General features: G+C 36.9%; 19 protein-coding genes. 8 read left to right on the top strand and 11 right to left on the bottom strand.

What is annotated here, in order from left to right; all coding sequences use genetic code 11:
- Window positions 1-478: 478 nt before the first annotated feature.
- Window positions 479-1,423: an Rpn family recombination-promoting nuclease/putative transposase gene (locus ORI89_RS12750; RefSeq protein WP_268230873.1), complete on the top strand. Its 945-nt coding sequence runs from the start codon at window positions 479-481 to the stop codon at window positions 1,421-1,423.
- A gap of 98 nt (window positions 1,424-1,521) precedes the next feature.
- Window positions 1,522-2,076 (top strand): hypothetical protein, encoded by a 555-nt coding sequence (locus ORI89_RS12745; RefSeq protein WP_268230872.1) that lies wholly within the window; start codon window positions 1,522-1,524, stop codon window positions 2,074-2,076.
- A 99-nt stretch (window positions 2,077-2,175) separates the two neighbouring features.
- On the opposite strand, the gene ORI89_RS12740 is transcribed toward ORI89_RS12745, so the two are convergent.
- The 3 genes from ORI89_RS12740 to ORI89_RS12730 form a co-directional block, all read right to left on the bottom strand.
- Entirely contained in the window at window positions 2,176-2,862 is a 687-nt protein-coding gene (locus ORI89_RS12740) for a TlpA family protein disulfide reductase (RefSeq protein ID WP_268230871.1), read from the bottom strand.
- 267 nt (window positions 2,863-3,129) lie between these two features.
- A complete protein-coding gene (locus ORI89_RS12735; protein ID WP_268230870.1) occupies window positions 3,130-3,276 on the bottom strand; it encodes a hypothetical protein in 147 nt (48 codons plus the stop codon).
- A gap of 40 nt (window positions 3,277-3,316) precedes the next feature.
- On the bottom strand, window positions 3,317-4,282 hold the full coding sequence (locus tag ORI89_RS12730; protein ID WP_268230869.1) for an arsenic resistance protein: 966 nt from the start codon (window positions 4,280-4,282) through the stop codon (window positions 3,317-3,319).
- A 788-nt stretch (window positions 4,283-5,070) separates the two neighbouring features.
- Between ORI89_RS12730 and ORI89_RS12725 the strand changes: the two genes are divergently transcribed.
- Window positions 5,071-6,030, top strand: coding sequence for a hypothetical protein (locus tag ORI89_RS12725; RefSeq protein WP_268230868.1), 960 nt, complete (start codon window positions 5,071-5,073; stop codon window positions 6,028-6,030).
- Window positions 6,031-6,396: 366 nt separating this feature from the next.
- On the opposite strand, the gene ORI89_RS12720 is transcribed toward ORI89_RS12725, so the two are convergent.
- The 6 genes from ORI89_RS12720 to ORI89_RS19290 form a co-directional block, all read right to left on the bottom strand.
- Window positions 6,397-6,939, bottom strand: a complete 543-nt coding sequence (locus ORI89_RS12720) for a CbrC family protein (protein WP_268230867.1) — start codon at window positions 6,937-6,939, stop codon at window positions 6,397-6,399.
- 125 nt (window positions 6,940-7,064) lie between these two features.
- Window positions 7,065-7,475, bottom strand: a complete 411-nt coding sequence (locus ORI89_RS12715; RefSeq protein WP_268230866.1) for a nuclear transport factor 2 family protein — start codon at window positions 7,473-7,475, stop codon at window positions 7,065-7,067.
- Between the two features lie 4 nt (window positions 7,476-7,479).
- Window positions 7,480-8,004, bottom strand: coding sequence for a TetR/AcrR family transcriptional regulator (locus ORI89_RS12710; RefSeq protein ID WP_268230865.1), 525 nt, complete (start codon window positions 8,002-8,004; stop codon window positions 7,480-7,482).
- Window positions 8,005-8,207: 203 nt separating this feature from the next.
- A complete protein-coding gene (locus ORI89_RS12705; protein WP_268230864.1) occupies window positions 8,208-8,660 on the bottom strand; it encodes a hypothetical protein in 453 nt (150 codons plus the stop codon).
- Window positions 8,661-9,025: 365 nt separating this feature from the next.
- Window positions 9,026-9,451 carry an ORF6N domain-containing protein gene (locus ORI89_RS12700; protein WP_268230863.1) on the bottom strand — a complete coding sequence of 142 codons (426 nt, stop codon included), beginning with the start codon at window positions 9,449-9,451 and terminating at the stop codon, window positions 9,026-9,028.
- Between the two features lies 1 nt (window position 9,452).
- A complete protein-coding gene (locus ORI89_RS19290; RefSeq protein ID WP_442800884.1) occupies window positions 9,453-9,605 on the bottom strand; it encodes an ORF6N domain-containing protein in 153 nt (50 codons plus the stop codon).
- Window positions 9,606-10,003: 398 nt separating this feature from the next.
- On the opposite strand from ORI89_RS19290, the gene ORI89_RS12695 reads away from it, so the two are divergent.
- Together ORI89_RS12695 and ORI89_RS12690 are read left to right on the top strand one after the other, a co-directional pair.
- A complete protein-coding gene (locus ORI89_RS12695) occupies window positions 10,004-10,582 on the top strand; it encodes an O-methyltransferase (RefSeq protein ID WP_268230862.1) in 579 nt (192 codons plus the stop codon).
- Window positions 10,583-10,600: 18 nt separating this feature from the next.
- Window positions 10,601-10,996, top strand: coding sequence for a nuclear transport factor 2 family protein (locus ORI89_RS12690; protein WP_268230861.1), 396 nt, complete (start codon window positions 10,601-10,603; stop codon window positions 10,994-10,996).
- 446 nt (window positions 10,997-11,442) lie between these two features.
- Here ORI89_RS12690 and ORI89_RS12685 read toward each other — a convergent pair whose 3' ends face one another.
- Entirely contained in the window at window positions 11,443-12,519 is a 1,077-nt protein-coding gene (locus ORI89_RS12685) for a hypothetical protein (RefSeq protein WP_268230860.1), read from the bottom strand.
- A 57-nt stretch (window positions 12,520-12,576) separates the two neighbouring features.
- Window positions 12,577-13,056: a helix-turn-helix domain-containing protein gene (locus tag ORI89_RS12680; protein ID WP_268230859.1), complete on the bottom strand. Its 480-nt coding sequence runs from the start codon at window positions 13,054-13,056 to the stop codon at window positions 12,577-12,579.
- Window positions 13,057-13,581: 525 nt separating this feature from the next.
- Here ORI89_RS12680 and ORI89_RS12675 point away from each other — a divergent pair.
- The 3 genes from ORI89_RS12675 to ORI89_RS12665 are packed head-to-tail and all read left to right on the top strand — an operon-like array spanning window position 13,582 to window position 20,390.
- Entirely contained in the window at window positions 13,582-15,858 is a 2,277-nt protein-coding gene (locus ORI89_RS12675) for a TlpA family protein disulfide reductase (protein ID WP_268230858.1), read from the top strand.
- On the top strand, window positions 15,855-19,028 hold the full coding sequence (locus tag ORI89_RS12670; protein ID WP_268230857.1) for a SusC/RagA family TonB-linked outer membrane protein: 3,174 nt from the start codon (window positions 15,855-15,857) through the stop codon (window positions 19,026-19,028). Before ORI89_RS12675 ends, ORI89_RS12670 begins: the two co-directional genes overlap by 4 nt.
- A 12-nt stretch (window positions 19,029-19,040) precedes the next feature.
- Complete coding sequence (locus tag ORI89_RS12665) at window positions 19,041-20,390, top strand: RagB/SusD family nutrient uptake outer membrane protein (protein ID WP_268230856.1); 1,350 nt, start codon at window positions 19,041-19,043, stop codon at window positions 20,388-20,390.
- Window positions 20,391-20,441 lie beyond the last annotated feature (51 nt).

Below are 20,441 nucleotides of genomic sequence, written 5' to 3'. Positions count from 1 at the left end.
TGCAGATAAAAAGCACAAATGTTGAATTTAGCACCTTAGTCCTGCTTTTTGCAATACCTTGTTATCTGCAGTGCTTCTTAATTTTATTTAATAATTGTTGATAAAGTCCCCAAACAATCACTGAAATTATGTGATAAAATAGCCAACAATATACTCTGGTTTTTATGGTTATCCCTCCCCAAATATACCCTGCAAAACCTGTTTATAAATCGAGAAGGTAGAACAAGGGGGGACTGGAAAATACTTATTAGCTACATGCGCTGTCTCAATATCCCTGTGTCAACATTCGGTATCACCTAATAAATACAATGCAGACGTAGCTACTATTATCTTTCAGCCTTTATTTTAGTTTTAGTCTAGCCAATACTTAAACAGCTTCTCAAAGAAACATGTTATCTGCTCGACTTGATTACTAATTATTTTAGCTAATATACTTTTTTATAGTTATATTTGCTTAGTAACCAAATGTATAATAATTATGTCTAGATCAAAAAAGCATCTCGGTAAGTACGTTGACCCCCGCACAGACTTTGGCTGGAAGTTTTATTTCGGTAGGGAAGAAAATAAAATTCTATTGATCGAATTTCTTAATAGTCTCTTTGAGGGAGAGAAGGTGATATCAGACTTGGCTTACAAGCCTGTCGAGCAGGATGGCGATCATGAAGAAACAAGGCGCGTTGTGTTTGATTTGCATTGCGTCGGCAATGATGGAGAAATATTCATTATCGAGATGCAGCAACTCTTTCAGGAGTTTTTTAAGGACCGTACCGTATATTACACCTCCCGGCTGATCAATAAACAGCTTGCTAGAGGCAAAAAGAGCAATAATTATTGTTTGCCAGAGGTTTACTTTATCGGTATTATGGAGTTTAGTCTGGAGGATAACAGAGGAGTTACAGATCGTCCTTATTTCTACGATGTGGCTTTATGCGATAAGCTGACAAATGAGATTTTCTACGATAAGCTGGGCTATAAGATGATTTCTTTGCCGATGTTTAATAAAAAGCCTGAAGAGCTGAATACTTTAATGGATCAATGGCTATACTTACTTAAACACTTGAGTACCATGGATAAGTTTCCCTCATTTTTGGATAAACGGATATTTGAGCTTATCTTTGCTATAGGTGAAGTAGGAAAACTAAAAGAGGAGGATCTTATGTCATACGAAGCAAGTTTAAAACATAAGCGTGATACAGAAAGTGTTCTTAATACAGCAAGGCGTTCTGGTCGTGCTGAGGGATTAGCACAGGGTTTAGCACAGGGCTTAGAGCAAGGCTTAGAACAAGGCTTAGCTAAAGGAATAGAAAAAGGAGAGCGTAAAAAAGCCTTAGAGACCGCTTTAGAATTTAAGAAAATGGGCTTACCTATTGCTGATATTGCTCAAGGTACGGGCTTATCTATAGAAGAGATTGAAAAGCTCTAACTAGAGTTTCACTATAATACTATTGCAAAACCGTTTGTTACTTAAACAGACGGTTTTTTTTGAAGTAATTATGTTGTCAGTTTATAAGTTTTAAAATAATGGTCTATCCAAAACATACATTTAAAATAATATTTTTCGTCTTCATTTTGTTTGGTTTTTCTTGTTCGAAAGAAAAAGAACGGAATGCGATGCCTGTAAGTGGAATTCATACATATTACCCTAGCGATATTGTTGTGTCCAAAGCTGTAGATATAAATATGGACGGGCAGTACAACACCAACCTTTTCTTGGAGATGCCATCATTAAAGGATGATCCTTTAATGATTGATTATGATAAAAAGAGAATAAAAATATTTTGGCAAGAGCCGCGTATTGATAATCTCCCATTAGGTATACTACCTAACCAATATTCAGAAGATATGCTTTTGAGATTTTACCCTGTCAAAAATACCTACTCATATCGTATCACTGATGAGGGAGTGTTTCGCCCATATCAAGCTATAGAAAATGATTTGAATCGGACGTTTATCTTTCCACAGTACATATATATAGATGAAACCGGGCGGCTGAAATTTAAGGCGCAACAAAAAGCTTTAACTTCCGAGGGTATTATTTATTTAGATATTGAAGGTATTTATGAATTAAAGAAGTAGTTTCGAGTTCTCTCTACTTGATTAGCTGTTTACCAAATTCAAGTTTTCTATCTACAATTTCATTTGATCTCGGACTTTTCATTTTAATTGGTGGAATATTTAAAATTTCGTTCCGTTTTTTAAAACTTCTTGAATTCTGTTTTGAATCTGACTAACACTTCCCCGAAAAAGAATTTGTCCGTTCCTATTTAATAACAATGTCGTTGGAAACACCTCTATCCCCAATTTTTTATCAAGAGAGCTATCTAGTGCTATTATATTCTTAAACGTGTATCCTCTTGACGTCAGTATGTTAAAAGCAGTATTATCGGTATCACGTTTTAAAGGTATATTTATAGAGATTACTTTGACGTCTTTTGAATCTTTATATTGATCATTTAGTTTTTGAACTTTAGGGAATTCTCTAATACAAACTCTGCAGCTTGTAGTCCAAAAATCCAAAACCCACAAATCGGCTTGGTCCTCTATTGAAATTATTTCGCCATTTAGGTCCTTGCCCTGTATAGGAACATGGTTTTGCTCGAAAACTACACCTGTAAAAGAAGAAAAATTGATATAATTTAACCAATGTTTATATAAAAAAACACTCCCTAGCAAGACTAATAGCGTAATCGACGCTAAAAAAGATACTCTGCTAAATTGCTTTTGGAAAAATAAACTTCCTCGGGCAATTAATACCGCAAAAATATGGACTATAAATTCGGGAAATGTACTGAGACTATCTTGAAAGGAAGTTATTCTAAGAGGTATGTTTATCGCCAGTATAGGAAATAATATTGCGAACATTACGATATTTTTATTTAACTCTTTATATCGATTTATTGCCAAGTAATAGGTTAAGACATAAAAAATAAAGCTTATTACTGTACTATATTCGATACCTAAAAGGTATCGAATATAGGCTACAATAAATTGTACTATTACTGAAGCTAATATAAGCAATAGCACAGGTAATATGGTAGTTCGTCTCATTTTAGTATATAATAATATTGATCAAATTTAATATTGTAGCCATTTCATTTCTTTTATAATAATACTCTCATTATAGTTCTGTTACGGCTCCAGCTTAATTTTCCGTATAGTTGCCCATACAGACAGTTGTTCTTTAGAATAGTCTTTTTTATTTATCGTATAGATAGTTTCGTAGAGTAGTCTGGCTATTTCTTTAATATCGTTAGATTGATATTTTCTTATTTCCATGATGTGTATTTTTCTAGTTAGCATACAGGGTGAATCTGTTCTATTTGTCATTACCACGGATCATTTTGGGGATTATCTTTATGTACAGCAATTCGAAGAGGATTTCTACTACGGTCTGTGTGACTATAACGACAGCAACCAATTGATTTTCTGGTGCAGGTAGAGCAAGTGCCAATGGAAGGACCACCAATGAATTTCTTGTGCTCGAAGAAAAGGCTACAGCTCTGGCTTGAGCGGTAGGCAATTTAAATATCTTCGAAGAAAGCAGACCAACCAACGGAGCGATTATAGCGAATATGACATAAATAGGTAAGACATCATAGATAGGCTGTGGATTGGTGCTCAGTGTCCTCATCTGTGATGCTATGACCACGAAAAAGGTCAGCGCCATAAATGGAACCGGGAGCCAGCTAGACAGGTCCATCATCTTACCACCTATACGCGTAGTTTTTGAAGCCCATTGCGTGATCAGCGCTGAAGCGAAAGGTATTACTATTAGGTAGAAGAATGTTTTTACAAACGGAGTAACTTCGAATACATCGATAGATTCACGTCCAATAAAAAACCATAAAAATAGCGGTAAGAGCAACATCTGAACAATAAATAATACAGGTGTAGCCGCGAGTACCGAGTTGGAGTCTCCTTTCCCCAAATGTGTAAATACGATAACATAATCTATACAGGGGGTCAATAGAACCAGTAGTACACCTATAGTGGTCAGTGTATTTAATGCGAATACTTGGATGAGTATCCATACTAGTAGCGGAATCAGCACAAAATTACCGAATAGAAGCGCCTTAAAAAAAGAAGGATTTCTAAATGATTTTTTGACTTCTAAAAAAGGAATCTGACAGAACATACTATATAGCAGAATACCAATTATAGGCTCTATAGTATTCTGTAGTGATGCGCTATTACTCCATGTCAACCCAGTCAATGCTGCAAATAGGAGAGTGATTATGTAAATCTGTATTTGCTTTTTCTCTAATACGTCTTTTGTAATCATGCCTTAAAGATAAACGCTAATTTTGACATCCTAATCTAATAATTTGGCTTTATATTATTTCTATTATTATGTGGTTACGCACAAATATTTTTAGATTATATGAGTAAATATCATTTGCTTAATGATATTTCGATTGCTGAGATTAAAGCTTTTGCTAAAAAAAAGTGCAGGATTTAATTCGGAATAGGAGTTAAGACTCCTGCGTAATTATACGAAGATTTCGATCAGCTTGATGCTCATTTTCGTGACTAGATCGCTTTTCAAAACATTCGACAACATGAGCACACCGTGTTCGGTAAATGCGTATGGTAGCGCCCACCAAGGTGTCGACGTGAAGGTATCGCATTTTGCGACACCTTTAAGTGTATTCTTTATACAATTGTTTAAAAGCACTCTGGGGACTTATACCCTGCGAAGACGCTATTAGATATACCTCATAAGCATAAAAGTGTTTCGCTTTAAGATTCAGTACCTTTGTAAATCTTGTGTTTTCTATGTGGGCTTTATGCGTAACATCTGATTGGAGCGTGGTGAATTGATTGATAAACTCTTGATCAGCTCTAATTTGCTTGGCACATTGTCAATGTCGGAAAAGAATGGAGTTAACTTCGGATCTAACCACGCAATTAAATTGTATAAGGTTTTGTATATGTCTTCTATTGTTGGGAGATATACCAATACTTTTATCTAAAATGTATTGTGTAAATATATAATTTATCTAGCTTTTAGTTACTTAAGGTAATTTACTTCTTTTTTTACTATCTTTAATTAATTAAATAAGCTTAATTATGAGTGAGTTAACCAAAAGAAGTGTGCCGTTCAAGAAAAGCGATGAGCTTCTCAAGGCTATTTTTGAAGAGAACTTTCCCGACTTTCTCCGCTTTATGTATCCTGAAGCAGATACTATGTTTGATTTCGAGAAAGGGCTTACCTTTATGGACAAAGAGCTGCTCGAGATCATGCCTGACCGAGAACGTAAAAAGGGTAGGCGTATTGCTGATCTTTTAGTGAAAGTGTATCTGAAAGACGGAACCCAGAAGTGGATCTTAGCACATACCGAGATCGAAGGAGGCAATGATGATGGTTTTCCATACCGCATGTTTCAGTACCATTACCGCCTGTTGGATCGGTATCGTGTACCAGTGGAGACCATTGCTGTATTTACAGGCGGGCAGACGCAAGGCCGGCCTGGCGAATATGGTTATTTTGTATTCGGTACTTCGCTAACGTTCCGTTATCTTACCTACCAGATCTTTGACCATCAGGAAGATGAGCTTCTTGTTATGGACAATATTTTTGCGTATATTGTACTGGCTTGTCAGAAAGCACTTTCGGAAAATAAGATTGCTGAAGAGGAGCTTGCCGAGCAGCGGAGTACGATAGCGCGTGCGTTAATCGAGACCAATAAATATAGTAAAGATCGTATAATGAGCTTTTTAGTATTTTTAAAAAGTTTTCTTTTTATACGAGATAAGGATTTAAATAGTAATTTTGATCAATACATTTATCAAGTGACAGGAGGCACAATACAAATGGGTGTAATAGAGACAATCAAAAGACAGGAAAGAGAAAAAGGCCTGCAGACTGGACTAGAAAAAGGAATGCAGACCGGACTGGAAAAAGGAAAAGCTGATGGAAAAAGAGAAGAAGCTATCGCTATCGCTTTAGAATTTAAGAAAATGGGTTTGCCTATTGCTGATATTGCTAAAGGTACGGGCTTGTCTATAGAAGAGGTAGAAAAGCTCTAACGAGAGCATCAGCAAAAAATATACATAGCCGTTCAGTTTATTGAATGGCTTTTTTTTGATTTTATTTTTTATCGAGCGATCTGTCTAGTTCTACGACAAACCAATATTTGCCGGATAACTTTTTTTGTGTATTCGTTGCAGTGTCGCTTTAAAATGGCTGGTAGCGGTTTGGGTATTGCCGAAAGAGGAGAGATTTCGAAGCGAGAATTTCGATTTTCCACCGAGGCTAGCCAAAACGCATTGATAGGAGATAAATTTAGCAAATAAAATCAACATGATTCGTTCTAGCGGTGGCAGAAATGCAAGCTGTGAATTTAGCACTTTAGCTCCGCTTTTGGCAATACCTTGTTAGCGAGCTGTTATTCTTTATGTAAAGTCAACGTGAAGTCTATGTTTTCCACATTCTAAACATTGAAATAAGTAAGCCCCTAAGTCGCTGTCTTTTGTAAGTCCTTTTGTTATGTACTCTGTTGGAATGCCTGAATTTTCAATATCATCTTTAAGTTCGTCTAAAAATGGTTCGATCAATTTACTATCCGCATACCCAATAAAAGCACAAGGCTCATTACAATGAGTCAACCATACCTCTTGTTGCCAAGATGTATAACTTGGTGTTCTGTTTGTAATTTCAATTAAATGTTCTTTTTTAATACTTGGTTCAGGGTCTTTTGGGTCAGGCGAAACACCCTCAATTCCACAATAATCGTTAAAATCTCCATTGTATTTTTCGGACGCTTTCCCATTTGCTATACACCAAGGGCAAATGTATTCAGGGTTTTCAATACTATAGAATGAACTAATATATTTAATTTGTCTCTTTTCGTTACATATAGAGCAAACACCTTCAACATTTTCAAAAAGGTCAAGTCTATATGCGTTTGGGCTATACTTAAATTTTGGTAATTCCATATTTATATTTGTGAAGTGCGTTCGTTTAATAGTGCTGCTAACGGTTAGGCAGTTTGGCGCAGGAGCGGAAAATCGAAGCCGAAAAGCTGTTGTTTTGCCAAACTGCATGTTACCTGTTGGCCGTTCTATAAATATCTTTCAGATTCTTTTATTTCAAGGTCATTTATGCTTGCATACCTTTTTTTCATCAAGCCATTTTCATCAAACTCCCAGTTTTCATTTCCATAAGCTCTAAACCATTTTCCATCTTTGCTTTGATATTCATATTCAAATCTAACTGCGATTCTATTTTCTGAATGCGACCAATATTCTTTTTTGAGTTTGTAATTTAATTCCTTTTCCCATTTATCAGCTAAAAATCTTACAATTTCTTCTCTTCCGTTTACAAATGTACTCCGGTTTCTCCATTCGCTGTCAATGGTATATGCTAAAGAAACTTTTTCAGGATTCTGTGAATTCCAGGCATCTTCAGCCATTTGAATTTTCTGTTTTGCGGTTTCCAATGTAAAAGGTGGAAGCGGATGTTTTTGTTCCATTTTTTTAGATTAAACTTTTTATGATTGATTTTGATTGATTTACGATATCGTTTGATTCGAATAGTTGACTTTCTATGATAGAGCTTTCAAATAGAAGATAAATATGAGTTGCCAATAATTCATCTTTAATTAATTTCTTAAAAAAATCCCTTAAATCATTTTTATGAGCTTGGATAACGTTAAGAATACTTATCTGTTCTTTTGAAATTTCGGATAAGATATTAAGGAAACTGCAACCTCTGAAATTTTCTTTTTTGTTAATATCTATAATGAAATCAAATGAAGAAATAATTTTTTCATTCAGATTTTCGAACTTTGAAGTGAACTTTGAGAGTTCACCAAACCAATATTTATGTCTTATGTTCAGAAATTCAACACATAAATCATCCTTAGATTTGAAATGTTGGTAAAAGCTAGCCTTTGCAACTTTTGCTTCACTTATAATTTGATTAATTCCTGTACTATTATATCCCTGCTGATGAAATAAAATTGAAGCTTGTTCTAATATTCTTTCTCTTGGTAAACTCATATTTCCTTAAATGTCTTACAAAGATATAAAAACTAATATATACAGACAAGTCTGTCTATGTCGGTTGTAAGGAATTTTGTTTTAGTATGTTGTTTAAATTGGTTTGCAGGTAACGGGCTGAGTATTGGCGGATAAATAGGCGAAAAATTCAAATTTGCACTTTATCCCTGGCTTTTGGCAATACCTTGTTAGCGGTAGTTCTTCTATTTTAGTTCAATATCTAATTGTTTTCCGCTTTCAGATGCTTTTTTATCTAATTTTGAACCAACTAAAACTCCTATAGCCATTCCTATAGGTAATCCAATTGCTAATAACCCTATATTTCCCATGCTTAATCCGAAAGCTACTCCTAATGGTAATCCAAAACCACTCATTCCTAAAACCATCCACAAATTTCGATAATAATTTTTAGGAACAATTTTTAACTCTTTTTCTGTTAATCTAATTATTTTATTTTGCTTCTTTTTAATTAAATGTGATAGAGAATTGCCGACCAATTGTGAGGAATTTAATTCTGCAATATCAAAGTTAATTTTCTCAATAATGCTGATTGGCAATTTTTTGTCGCTTAGCAGTTTAATAAATTGCTTAAATTGTTCAATAGCGTTATTTACTTTTATATTACTATCATTCTTATTTAGTTCAATTATTTCCATACGGTTTGTTTATAATTTCTGCTAACATTGTTTTTTTACGAAACAAAATACAGTGCAGTTTTACTACGTAGAACTCCTTCCTGTCGGTTCGTAAAACGCTACCTATATGCATATTTCGTTAAATGTGAGGCTAATATAAGTATTGTTTTGTAAATTAGACGTTTAGTGGTAAATACTTTATGGATAGCGAAATAATTATAAAAACTATCCGATTACAAGTATAACACTATACCAATCATACCATATACCAATCATACCATAAATTTGTATTGTGGTTACGCACAATAATGATGAAAAATACCGCAATTGGTGTTTTTTAATATCTAATTAAATATCATTATTGTTTTTTATTATTTACAGCATGATCATATTCGTCTATACACAATGTCTTTTATTGTAGACCATCCATCTTTCCCTACTTTATAGCCGATTCTTTTTCTTTGTGGTAGGGCAGGGGTCTCTAGTTTATTTTCCAGTCGCTCGATATATTCAAATATCAGTTCTACGTTTTTTTCTTGTCCTTCTTGTTTTTTCGCTAGCTTTTCCATCGCTAGTCTTATTTCTAATATTTCGTTTTGTATATTAGTATTGTCTGTCAGAAACTGCCTTAACTTTGTAAATACCCGCATGATCTGTATGTTGATTTGAATGGCCGCTTTACTTTTTAGCACACTTGATAGCATTGCGACTCCTTGTTCAGTAAAGCAAAAGGGGGCGTATCGCAAACCTAGTTTGTCCGAATTGGAGATCACAAAGTGTGATCTCCAATTTTCAAATTCTTCTTTAGACATTTCAAACATAAATTCCACAGGAATCCATTTTGCCTTTTAAAAACAATAAATTGAAAATGAACTCTTCTGGAAATCTATCTATGTTTCTACGAACTGCCTGCTTTAATGTTCTAGTTTGTACTCCATACAACTCGGCTAGATCTCGGTCCAACATGAGCACACCGTGTTCGGTAAATGCGTATGGTAGCGCCCCACCAAGGTGTTGAAGTGCTCAGGAAACTTTTCGATCTCCCCAATTTTCTCCGTTATATTCAGCGACTAAAATATGTTTTGAGAATATTTTTCGAAATTCAATGCGATCAGTATTGAAAAATTTTGTTGACGTTTCATTAGATTTGATTTTGAATTCTATTTTTAATGGTTTTAGATACTTCGTAAATTTATCTAGATTAAAGTTTATGTTTTAAAGTTTCAACCAGTTTTATCGCTATTTGGTCGAATATTCATTATGTTTAATAACTAAAGGGCATGAATAAATTTTTATATTTACATTATGTAGTAATAATTACTATGCGAAAAAATTAGATTTCAACAAGCATTAAAAAGGTAAAAATGAACGATAGTCAAATTAAAGGAATTCCGAATGTCTATAATAGAATTTTGGATGAAACTATGAAACGCGGATTCACTATGCCGTCAGATTTGAAGACCTGTAGTTTATTACGTACTTTGGCGATGAGCAAACCCAATGGCAGCTTTCTTGAATTGGGAACAGGAACTGGACTTTCCACTTCTTGGATTCTTGATGGAATGGATGACTCTTCCAGGCTTATTTCAATAGATAATGCAGTAGATTTCCAGAATATTGCTGTAAAATATTTGAGTTCAGATAAAAGACTTACACTATTAAATATTGATGGGGAAGACTGGATTAGAGCGAACTCCTCGATGAATTTTGACTTTATTTTTGCTGATACTTGGCCAGGAAAATATAACTTGTTGAAAGAAACAATTTCAATGCTTAATAAAGGAGGTATTTATTTGATAGATGATATGAGCGAGCAACCCAATTGGCCATTGGATCACGATAAAAAAGTACTCACACTGATTGACGAGTTAGAGGCGATTGAAGGAGCTGTGCTTACAAAACAAGAATGGTCTACAGGAATTATTATACTTGTCAAGAAATAAAAAAATATAATTTATATTATGAATAACCACCCTAACTTAATAGTAGTGAATAGATTTTTTGAAGCTTACGCAACTAATTCCATTCACGAATTGAAAGACATCTTTCACGAAGACATTAAATGGCATATACCTGGCAACCATCCCTTAAGTGGAATTAAAAATGGAATTTCTGAAATCGTCGAGTATCTAAATAAATTAAATAGATTTAACTTTAAAGCTGAAGGTGTTGTTATAGGCGCTAATGATGATTATGTGATTGATTGTCATAGAAATTGGACCGAACTAGAGGATGCAGATAACTTAAATAACATGTCTTGTCTGCTTTGGAAATTTGAAAATGGTAAGATAAAGGAAGTATTTAACTTCCCGCAAGACCAACACATAGTAGATATCTTTTTCAATAATAAATTTTAGAAAATTATTTGTAGACAATGGGTAAGAATTCATATATACCTTACCATTGTTCAAACAAAAGAGGGTGAATAGTTGCGGTAGCATCGGCTGTAAAACACCTCTTTAAAACTAAATCGTTTAACAGTACCAGGCTATCGAGATCATAGACTAGGCGAAGTATCTATAACGAGGGGCAACGGACTAGCTAATTCGGTTTGATTTTAAGCAACCATTCAGATTTTATTTTTCTTGGTCAGCAGTCAGGCAATTTTTCGTTGCAATATATTGATCTAGCTTGCTACTGAGGCTCTCTAGGATATCCGTTGTGTTTAGATATACTGATATATCAATGTTAAAGAATAGATAGAATAATTTTAACTTAAGGTATGCGAAAACTATAATCATTATTGATTATAAACGATTGTAATTAAGTTTTTTGTAAAATGTGAGTTGATTCTTATATGTATTTATAGATCGATTTCTTCCTCCTTCTTAGTTCCTCTTTTTAGCTTAATTATTAACAGTTTGTTATCTTTCCTATATTTCCGGTCTTCTTTACTTTCTATGAATGAGCAGTTTTCAAGATATTCGACATGGGGAGATTTTACATCGATTTCGATCGTCAATGGCGACTTTTTATCTAGAGCCATGACATAATCAAGTAATCTAGCTGCCATACGCATCTCTCTAAAATTGGGATGGACAGCTACATTCACCAGTTCTCGCTCGTTAAGCTCAATAAAGCCTAATATACCACGTGCTGCATGTGTAATTTTGAATCGGGCAGTAACGGTGGAGCTACTAGCCATTTCAAGTAGTACTTCTGGAAGCTCTGATATTTTATCCAAAGCCGAAATGCCAAAAAGCTCAGAGTAGGAGTATCTGGAGTTATCTGTATTCCGTTGGAGTAATGTCTCAATTCCGGCCTGCCGTCTACACAGTTTTTTAATAGAGACGCCTAGATCTTCAGCTGTGAATGGTTTATCAAAGTACTTACGTAGATGAATAAGAATGAATAGGGAAGCCTTGGGTGTAAAAAAGAACCCCTCGCTGATCAAAAACTTTAAGTAATCAGTCAGCGGTTTGTTTTCAACTTTTCGTTCACCCGTAACCACCTTCTTTTTCCATTTCAGGTATTCAGGTTCTACGGCTATCTTGTGTTCAACAGCATTTTTATCCTCCGTACGATCTTCATAGTTTACCGTAAAACGGTATATAGTCGTTTTTTTATTATGGTTGGCTGCACTATTAAGCTTTACTTCTTCTTGTGATCCTACATAAGGAGGTGGCATAACCTTTGTAAAAGAAGTTTGGAATATCGGGACAAAAAGCGTCCACAGATCTTGCTTGAATCTCTTCTTGTTCGTTGGATCTAATATTTCAAAAAGATAACCATCAGTTTTCCCCAATAGAAATGAGACGTCCTCATCTGACAGTATTGAATCTTGTAAAAGATGGTACACGTTGCGAAGCACCTCGAAATCGCTCCGGAGCATGATGACAAGCGGACTTTTTACTCTGGTATTTTTCTTTACGTTCCCCAATTTAGATTAATAAAACCCTAAAATAAGGTTTTATCCGATGGGAGACAATAAAGCTTTTTATTTAGAAAAGTATTTGCCGTTGCGAAGGCTTAATTTACTGGTCTTCTCTAATGCTTCTAAGGCATTCTCGATAACTAAAGAGTTGGGCTTCCCCTGTTCATGTAAATGGATACTTGTTTCTTCAAAACTCATCCCATGTTTGAAACAGTCGGCCACTATCATTCCATTTAAAACTAAAATGCAATCATCAAAATTAGATAGGCTGATAATCTCTTTGACAAATCTACTCCCATCACTTTCCAGCAGCTCTTCGTCAGCAGGGTAAAAGTCTCTTACATCACAATCGAAAACATTAGAAATAGCTATTAAAACATCGTGTGGGTATTGAGTCTTTTTTGAATTGCTTTCTACATTACTTACATATTCAGGAACTTTACCAATGGCTGTTGAAAGTGCTCTTGCAGAAAGGTTTTTAACAAGTCGACAAAACTTAACCTTATTTATGCTGTATATAGCTGAAAGTGTTACTCGTCTCATTTCGCAAATAACCTTTTTTAGCAAAACAACATGGTGAAGTAATGAATTTGTAATTTTGTGTTATATGTGTTATATTTGTATTGTTGTTAGCTGATTAACTATTTGTATTTCTGCTAATAACTAGGCGAATGACGCTGCATCTTGTTTAGAAAACGTAGGAAATTTTCAGGAGAAACAAGGCTCAGGAGTCGAAGCCCCATTCTCTTATCTTTGTGAGGAGAGATGGGTGCTTGCTCTTGTTCTTTTCTCCGGGCTTCCTACGGCCTTCTGAAGGAATGAGGTAAGTCCCATCTCTTTTCAGATAGCACCTCTTCTTATATAGATACTGTTGTTCATTTATGCCCTAACCAAGATGAACAATGGAAAGAAAACAATTCCTTCAAAAGATTTTTTGCCCTCCAGAATAATGGGGTATCGTAGTCTATTTGCTAGACTACGATGATGTATTCCTATGGAAGAGGGCGCCCCGATATAGGATTTTTATTTTTTATAAACCATTTATGAATTTTATAAATCTATGTTACTATGATGCGATTTTTACGCAAAGGGGATTGTTATGCCCTAGAAAAACCTATAAAGAAAAGATATTACTTATCTCTAAATAGCTTTCAATGTTTATTGCTGCCTCTCGGCACAATTTATTATCAGTTTAGTTGTAATGTTCAGTTGTCCCGCGCCCGCGGGACAACTGGCGAGGGGGAAAAGAGCAAGAAACAAGCAGTCATGAAGCCATCATGGAGCATGGCTAGTGTAATGTCTTTTAATACACTCCTTATACACTGTTACTACTTCACGCATACTTGGAGAATACTTAGGCCATACACTAAGACCGCTTCGGCTAGGGTAGCCGGATGGTTCGGGATGGCTTCGAGATTGGGTCGTACTTTGGTGCACATTTGTTCGACTGGTGTTCGACTGCTGTTCGAGTGTTGTTCGAGTGCTGTTCGAGTGCGAGTCGAAGCCCAGTCGAAGGCGAGTCGAAGAGCACCCGAAGGATTGTCGAACAAGTGTCGAAGCCGAGTCGAAGCCCAGTCGAAGGACTGTCGAAGAGCACTCGAAGGATTGCCGAACAACTCCCGAAGCCGAGTCGAAGAACTGGCGAATAGACCACCACGTTTTACTTGCAATGATGGGAAGATCGTGAATGATCTCTATATGAATCAATTGGTTTTAAGGTGGTTTGAGTCGTTTTGCGGGGTGGTTAGAGGTAAAGTGGGGTCTATGTTAGTTAAAGATAAAAGGAGCTCTCAAAACGGCTTAAATGAATCGGGTGGTTTTCTGCTTGATAAAGAAAGAGCTGACGATATTAAAAGACCTATGGTCTATGGCTTACAGCTTATAGCGATATTTTGTGTGTTGTTTAATTTTGCTTCCACTATGGAAGTGAAAGCTCAGGAGCTCCGCCCAGGCGGGGCAACTGGGATAGGGGAGATCAAGCCTTTAGAAATAGGGGATACCGTACCTGAGGAAATATGGAATATGCCTTTGCAGGTAGTGAACCACCCCGAAGGGAAAGAAACTATTACGCTAAATGAATATAGAGATAAGAAACTGATCATACTCGATTTTTGGGCGACATGGTGTGGGAGTTGTTTGGCAAGTATGCCTTATATGCACGAACTACAGACCGAGATGGGGGAACAGGCAAAAGTGCTACCTATTACCTTTCAAGATAATAAGACGATTCTTGATTTTTTAAATAAAAGTATTTCTCCAACTATTACCGCTATAAAAAGTAGTTTTAGTTCTATCGTAGACGGTAAGGTATTAGATGCCTACTTTCCAAGCAAAAGTATACCCCATGTTGTCGTTTTAGATGCAAAAGGGATTGTAAGAGCTATTTCCGTGCCGTCGGCATTGAACGTGGAGAATTTGGAAGAAATGATAGCAGATGGAAATGCACAGCCAGTCCGTCAACGGGTGAATACCATAGATTCTCCTCTTTTGAGTGATGTTGCAGGTACGAACGGTATCTACTATAGTGCGTTCCTGGCCTATAACGCGGCTATGCCTTTCACCGCGTCGTTCAGGACAGATAGTGCAAAAGGCCATGCTCATTATTATTCGCTAAATACGCGGCTTATTAAGCTATTTGGGCAAACCGTTTTTGTTGGAGATGAAAACGTAAAACACACAGGTATCCATCTACTACCTTCACGACGGATTTTGGAAGTGGCAGAACCTGCACTATACGACCAAAATAATAATGAATATCCTCTAGAGAAGGTAATATTCACGTATGAATCGATCATGCCCTTCAAAACGACGATCACCGAAGCAAAAAGGAAGATGAAGAATGACCTAGAGTTCCAATTTGCTCTACAAGCAGGTTTAGAAAAAATCAAAGTTCCGTGTCTAGTCCTGACGGTATCGGATACATCTAGATTGCCCTATGCAAAAGAAGGAAGCCAGAGAAAGCTTGTAAGGAGAGGGGTAACTGTACTTAATGAAGGTTATGAAGTGCTTGATCACCCTATTCGAACTCGATCATCGTCGTATATGCAGAATTATCCAATCAAGCAACTGGTTTATATGTTAAACAAATTAGGTGATGGAAAAACACCATTCGTAATCGATGAGACAGGTGTCTATAAAAACCTAGATCTTGATATTGTTGACGAGCTATCCGATTTCGATAAACTAGAGGAGGTCTTACTTCTGCAGGGAATTAAAATAGAAAAAGAAGAACGCGAACTCATGATGTTCGTTTTGAAAGATCCAAATTATCAAAGACCCTCTGCAGAATTGGCATTGACACCTAGCGGGTATGTATACCGTAACCAAGAGGAGGTAGGTTTATGAGAGCGATTGTAGTTTTGATTGTCTTATATGTGGGATATGTCTCAGGATCGTACGCCCAGTCCATAAGGGTGGTTGTAAGGGATGGTAATTCCGGGGAAGCTCTTCCCAGCGTGTCGATATCGGATTGCGACGGTCAGTATGTCGGTAGAACAGATTCGAAAGGGGGATACCTTTTGGATAAGAAAAAGAGCGAGGATTGTTTTGCTTTTCATTTAATTGGTTATGGCCGGGATACAATAAGTTTCCGACAGCTTGAATTACAAGCTGGTCAGGTTTGGCTGCACGAGATTTCACAGGAATTGGAAGAAGTCCTCGTTTCTACGGGATATCAAATGATTTCAAAAGAACGTGTTACTGGATCTTTTGATTTTATAGAAAATAGTCTCCTCGAGCGACAGGTTGCACCGGATATTATCAGTAAACTGGAAGGGCTGAGTCCCGCAATACTTTTTGACAAAAGAAATGGAGCCGAAGGAAACTTTAGCGTCCGCGGACTCAGTACGATCACGAGTAGTATGAAAGCACCGCTGGTCGTTGTAGATAATTTTCCGTACGAGGGGGACATCAACGATATAAATCCGAACGACGTTGAAAATATTACGGTTTTGAAAGATGCTGCGGCCTCATCAATTTGGGGAGCAAAGGCAGGAAATGGTGTGGTTGTGATTACATTAAAGAAAGGCAGAACCGACTCTCCTTTTCGGCTTACGGCGAAAAGTAATCTTTCTATAATTGATAAAGAAGATGCGTTTTATCGGAAACAGGTAACTAACGATACGTATATCGAAATGGAACGATTTCTTTTTGATAGGGGATATTATGATTCAAATTTGAATAATCAACGTACATGGCCTGTCGTAAGCCCTGCTGTAGAATTATTAAATAGTTTTCGTGAAGAAGACATTACTGAAGATGTATTATTAGAAGGGTTAAAGAAGCTAAGGGAAGGTGATATCCGTAGTGATATATCCAGATATTTAAGGCAAAAGGCTATTAATCAGCAATACGTCGTTCAACTTAGCGGAGGTAGCTCAAAGACGTCAACGTTGGCTTCGATTGGATATGATCAAAACCGAGACCAAGTTGTTGGAAACGGAAATGATCGCCTAACAATGAGATTATCACATAGCTGGAAACCAGTGGATAAATTATTTCTGGAAACTGGAGTGCTGTATTCGGCTGTTAATGCAAAAAGTAATGGTATAACATCCGTCAGGCCAGGTCTCACAGGTTCGCTTTATCCATATGCAAAATTAGTCGACGACAACGGAAATCCAGCTCGTCTTGTCCAGAATTATCGAACAGGTTTTGTAGATACCGTCGGAGGGGGGCAGCTATTGGATTGGACCTACGTTCCATTAGCAGACCGAGATTTGAACAATAACCATACGCGTTCTAAAGCGTTGACAATGAATCTAGGGGCAAAGTATGAGCTACTAGAGGGCTTGACTTCCGAATTTCGATATCAGTATCAGTATTCAAACAGCATAAAAGATCATTTGCAAGATGAAAAGAGTTTTTTTGTTCGTGATCTGATCAATAAATATAGTGAGATTAATGGTAATACCATTGAACGTGCAATACCGCTTGGTTCGATATTAGATCGAGCGAATTCAGAAAGGAGATCACACGCTATCCGGGGGCAACTAACTTATCAAAAAAGTTTCATCAATAGTGAGTTAAATATATTGGCGGGGGGAGAGATGCGTGAGAACGTAACGGCAGCTGGTAATATACGCTGGTATGGTTACGACGCTGAGACACTGATTATGCAACCTGTAGATTATACAACTAGATATAATTACTATGGAGAACTGGGATCGGGAACAATACCCTACCTCCATGCGGATAGAAAGTTAAGTGACCGGTTTGTTTCTATGTATCTAAATGGTGCCTATGCTTGGGGCAGGAAATATACTTTATCTTTTTCCGCCCGTCGAGACGCATCCAATCTGTTCGGAGTGAACACGAATAACAAATGGAAACCTTTGTGGTCTGTCGGGGGACTTTGGAATATCGATAAGGAGAGCTTTTACAAATGGGACGCCATGCCGCGATTAGCGGTGCGTCTCACGTATGGACACAGTGGAAACGTCAACAATAGTGTACCAGCGCAAACGACAATTACGTATAACTCCTTTGCTACGAGTACAGGACAATTTATAAATGCTTATGTAAATGGTCCACCTAATCCCGATCTGCGATGGGAAAATGTTAGGCAGATTAATGGGGCGGTAGAGTTTGGTACTAAAAATAACCGCATACGGGGATCGATAGAATACTACAATAAACTATCAACAGATCTTTTAGCGATTGTCAATGCTGATCCGACTATAGGCTTCTCGGTTGTTAATAAAAATAGTGCGACGATGGAAACACATGGCTGGGAAGCACAGATAACGACTTCCAATCTATCGGGTAAATTAAATTGGGAGACGGATTGGATGTATGCTTATAATAAGAGTACCGTTAAAAAACTTCTGTACGTTACGTCACTGCCCTACAGTTTGGTTAGTCAAGGAAGTAACTTGATTGCTATCGAAGGGCATTCAGCTTACAATTTGGTTAGCTATCGTTATATGGGGCTTACACCAGAAGAAGGTAATCCGCAGTTCAGTGTGGATGGGGAAGCATACTCGAATTACGTTGATTTACGGAACAAAGTGTCTCTTTCTGATCTGGTATTTCATGGATCTGCCATTCCGGAACATTATGGAAGCGTTAGAAATAGTTTTTCCTACGGTCCTTGGGGTGTATCAGCGTTGATAGGATATCGATTTGGACACTTCTTTAGGAGGGAATCGATAAATTATGCAACGATGATTGGGGGTGAGGCAGCCCATATTGACTTCTATGATCGATGGCAAAAACCAGGAGATGAAAAGTCGACTAATATCCCCTCTTTTGTTTATCCAAATGATTCCAGACGGGATCAGATATATGCCTACGCCGATATATTGGTCGAAAAAGGGGATAACATAACGCTGCACGATGTCAGTATAAGTTATTCACTATCTCCAAAAAAAAGTATGTTTAATCGCTTAGTGCTACAGGCATACGCAAAGAATCTTGGTATTATATGGAAACATACGAAGACACCTGTCGACCCGAATAGCATCAGTATGCGATTACCACTTCATTTATCTATGGGTATTAACATGATATTTTAAAAGAAATTAAGAATGAAAAAGTTTATAGCATTAGTAGGAATGATATGTTTTTTTTCGAGTTGTGAACAATATCTGGACAAGAAGTCGGATATGTCGCTCGCAATACCGTCAAGCGTGAAAGACCTCCAAGCAATTATGGACACTGAATTAAACTCGGTATTAAGTTATCCGATGGCAGGTGATGTGGGAGCTGACTACCACTATGTGAATGATACGAGATTACAGGCACTACCAGCGAGAATTCAGGAAGGGTATCTGTTTACCGGAACGGAGAGTTACGATGCGGATTGGCTTGATGGTTACAAAAAAATATTCAATGCTAATTTGGTCATTGAAGAAATAGATAATGTGGAATTGAACGGTTTGAGCGAAGTGGATCGGGATAGAGTGAAGGGAATTGCCTATTTTATTAGAGGTTGGTCTTTCTTAACATTAGCGATAATCTATGCACCTGCCTTTGAAGAAACAACGGCCGATAACAGGTTGGGCTTGCCGCTTAGAACAACGGCCGATATCAATGTCAGTTTTCAGCGAGCTAGCTTAAAAGGAACATTTTTGAGAATTACAGATGATTTGAAAACAGCTGTGTCTTTGCTACCTCACGTTCCGGTAAAACCGACCCGTCCATCCCGCGGGGCCGCTTATGGCGCATTAGCCAGGGCATATTTATACATGGGAGATAATCAGCAGGCACACTTATATGCAGACTCTTGCTTGCAAATAAATAGTAGTTTAATTGATTATGCTGAAATTGACGCAGCAGCTATACTTCCCTTTAGTCAGTTCAATGACGAAGTTATTTTACATAATACGATGATTTCAAATAATAACCTTTTTAGTGATGCAAATGTGAGGGTCGATAGTGTATTATATGCCAGTTATCTCGATTCGGATTTTAGAAAGAAGGTTTTTTATAAGAAGATGAATGATGATGGATATGCTTTTAAGGGTAATTATTCTGGAGTTAATAACAGTTTGATTTTTAGTGGTATATCGGTTAGCGAGATGTTTTTAATCAAAGCGGAGTCTGCATCAAGGTTGGGGTTGTTAGAAGAAGCACGTAATTATTTAAGAGTGTTTTTAGAGCATCGCTATGCCATAGATCATATACCGAACATCGATCTCCCACAGCAGGACCTGATATCTTTTGTATTAGAGGAGAGGAAGAAAGAACTAGCTTTTCGAGCGGGTATACGATGGGGCGATATTAAAAGATTGAATGAACAATATGATGCTAAGATCAGCTTAAGGAGAAAGGTGGAAGGCAATTTCTACGACTTACCTGCTGGTGACAATCGTTTCGTTTATCTGATTCCAAGAAATGTAATTCAATTGGGAGGACTAATTCAAAATGATAGATAATAAAAAGGAGGGAACTGCAATCCTGCAGTTCCCTCTTTTTCTACTAACAAA

It is taken from the genome of Sphingobacterium sp. UT-1RO-CII-1, assembly GCF_026711005.1.
Taxonomy (GTDB): domain Bacteria; phylum Bacteroidota; class Bacteroidia; order Sphingobacteriales; family Sphingobacteriaceae; genus Sphingobacterium.
Note: the sequence above shows the minus strand (reverse complement) of the source record. Positions and strands in the feature narration are given on the sequence as shown.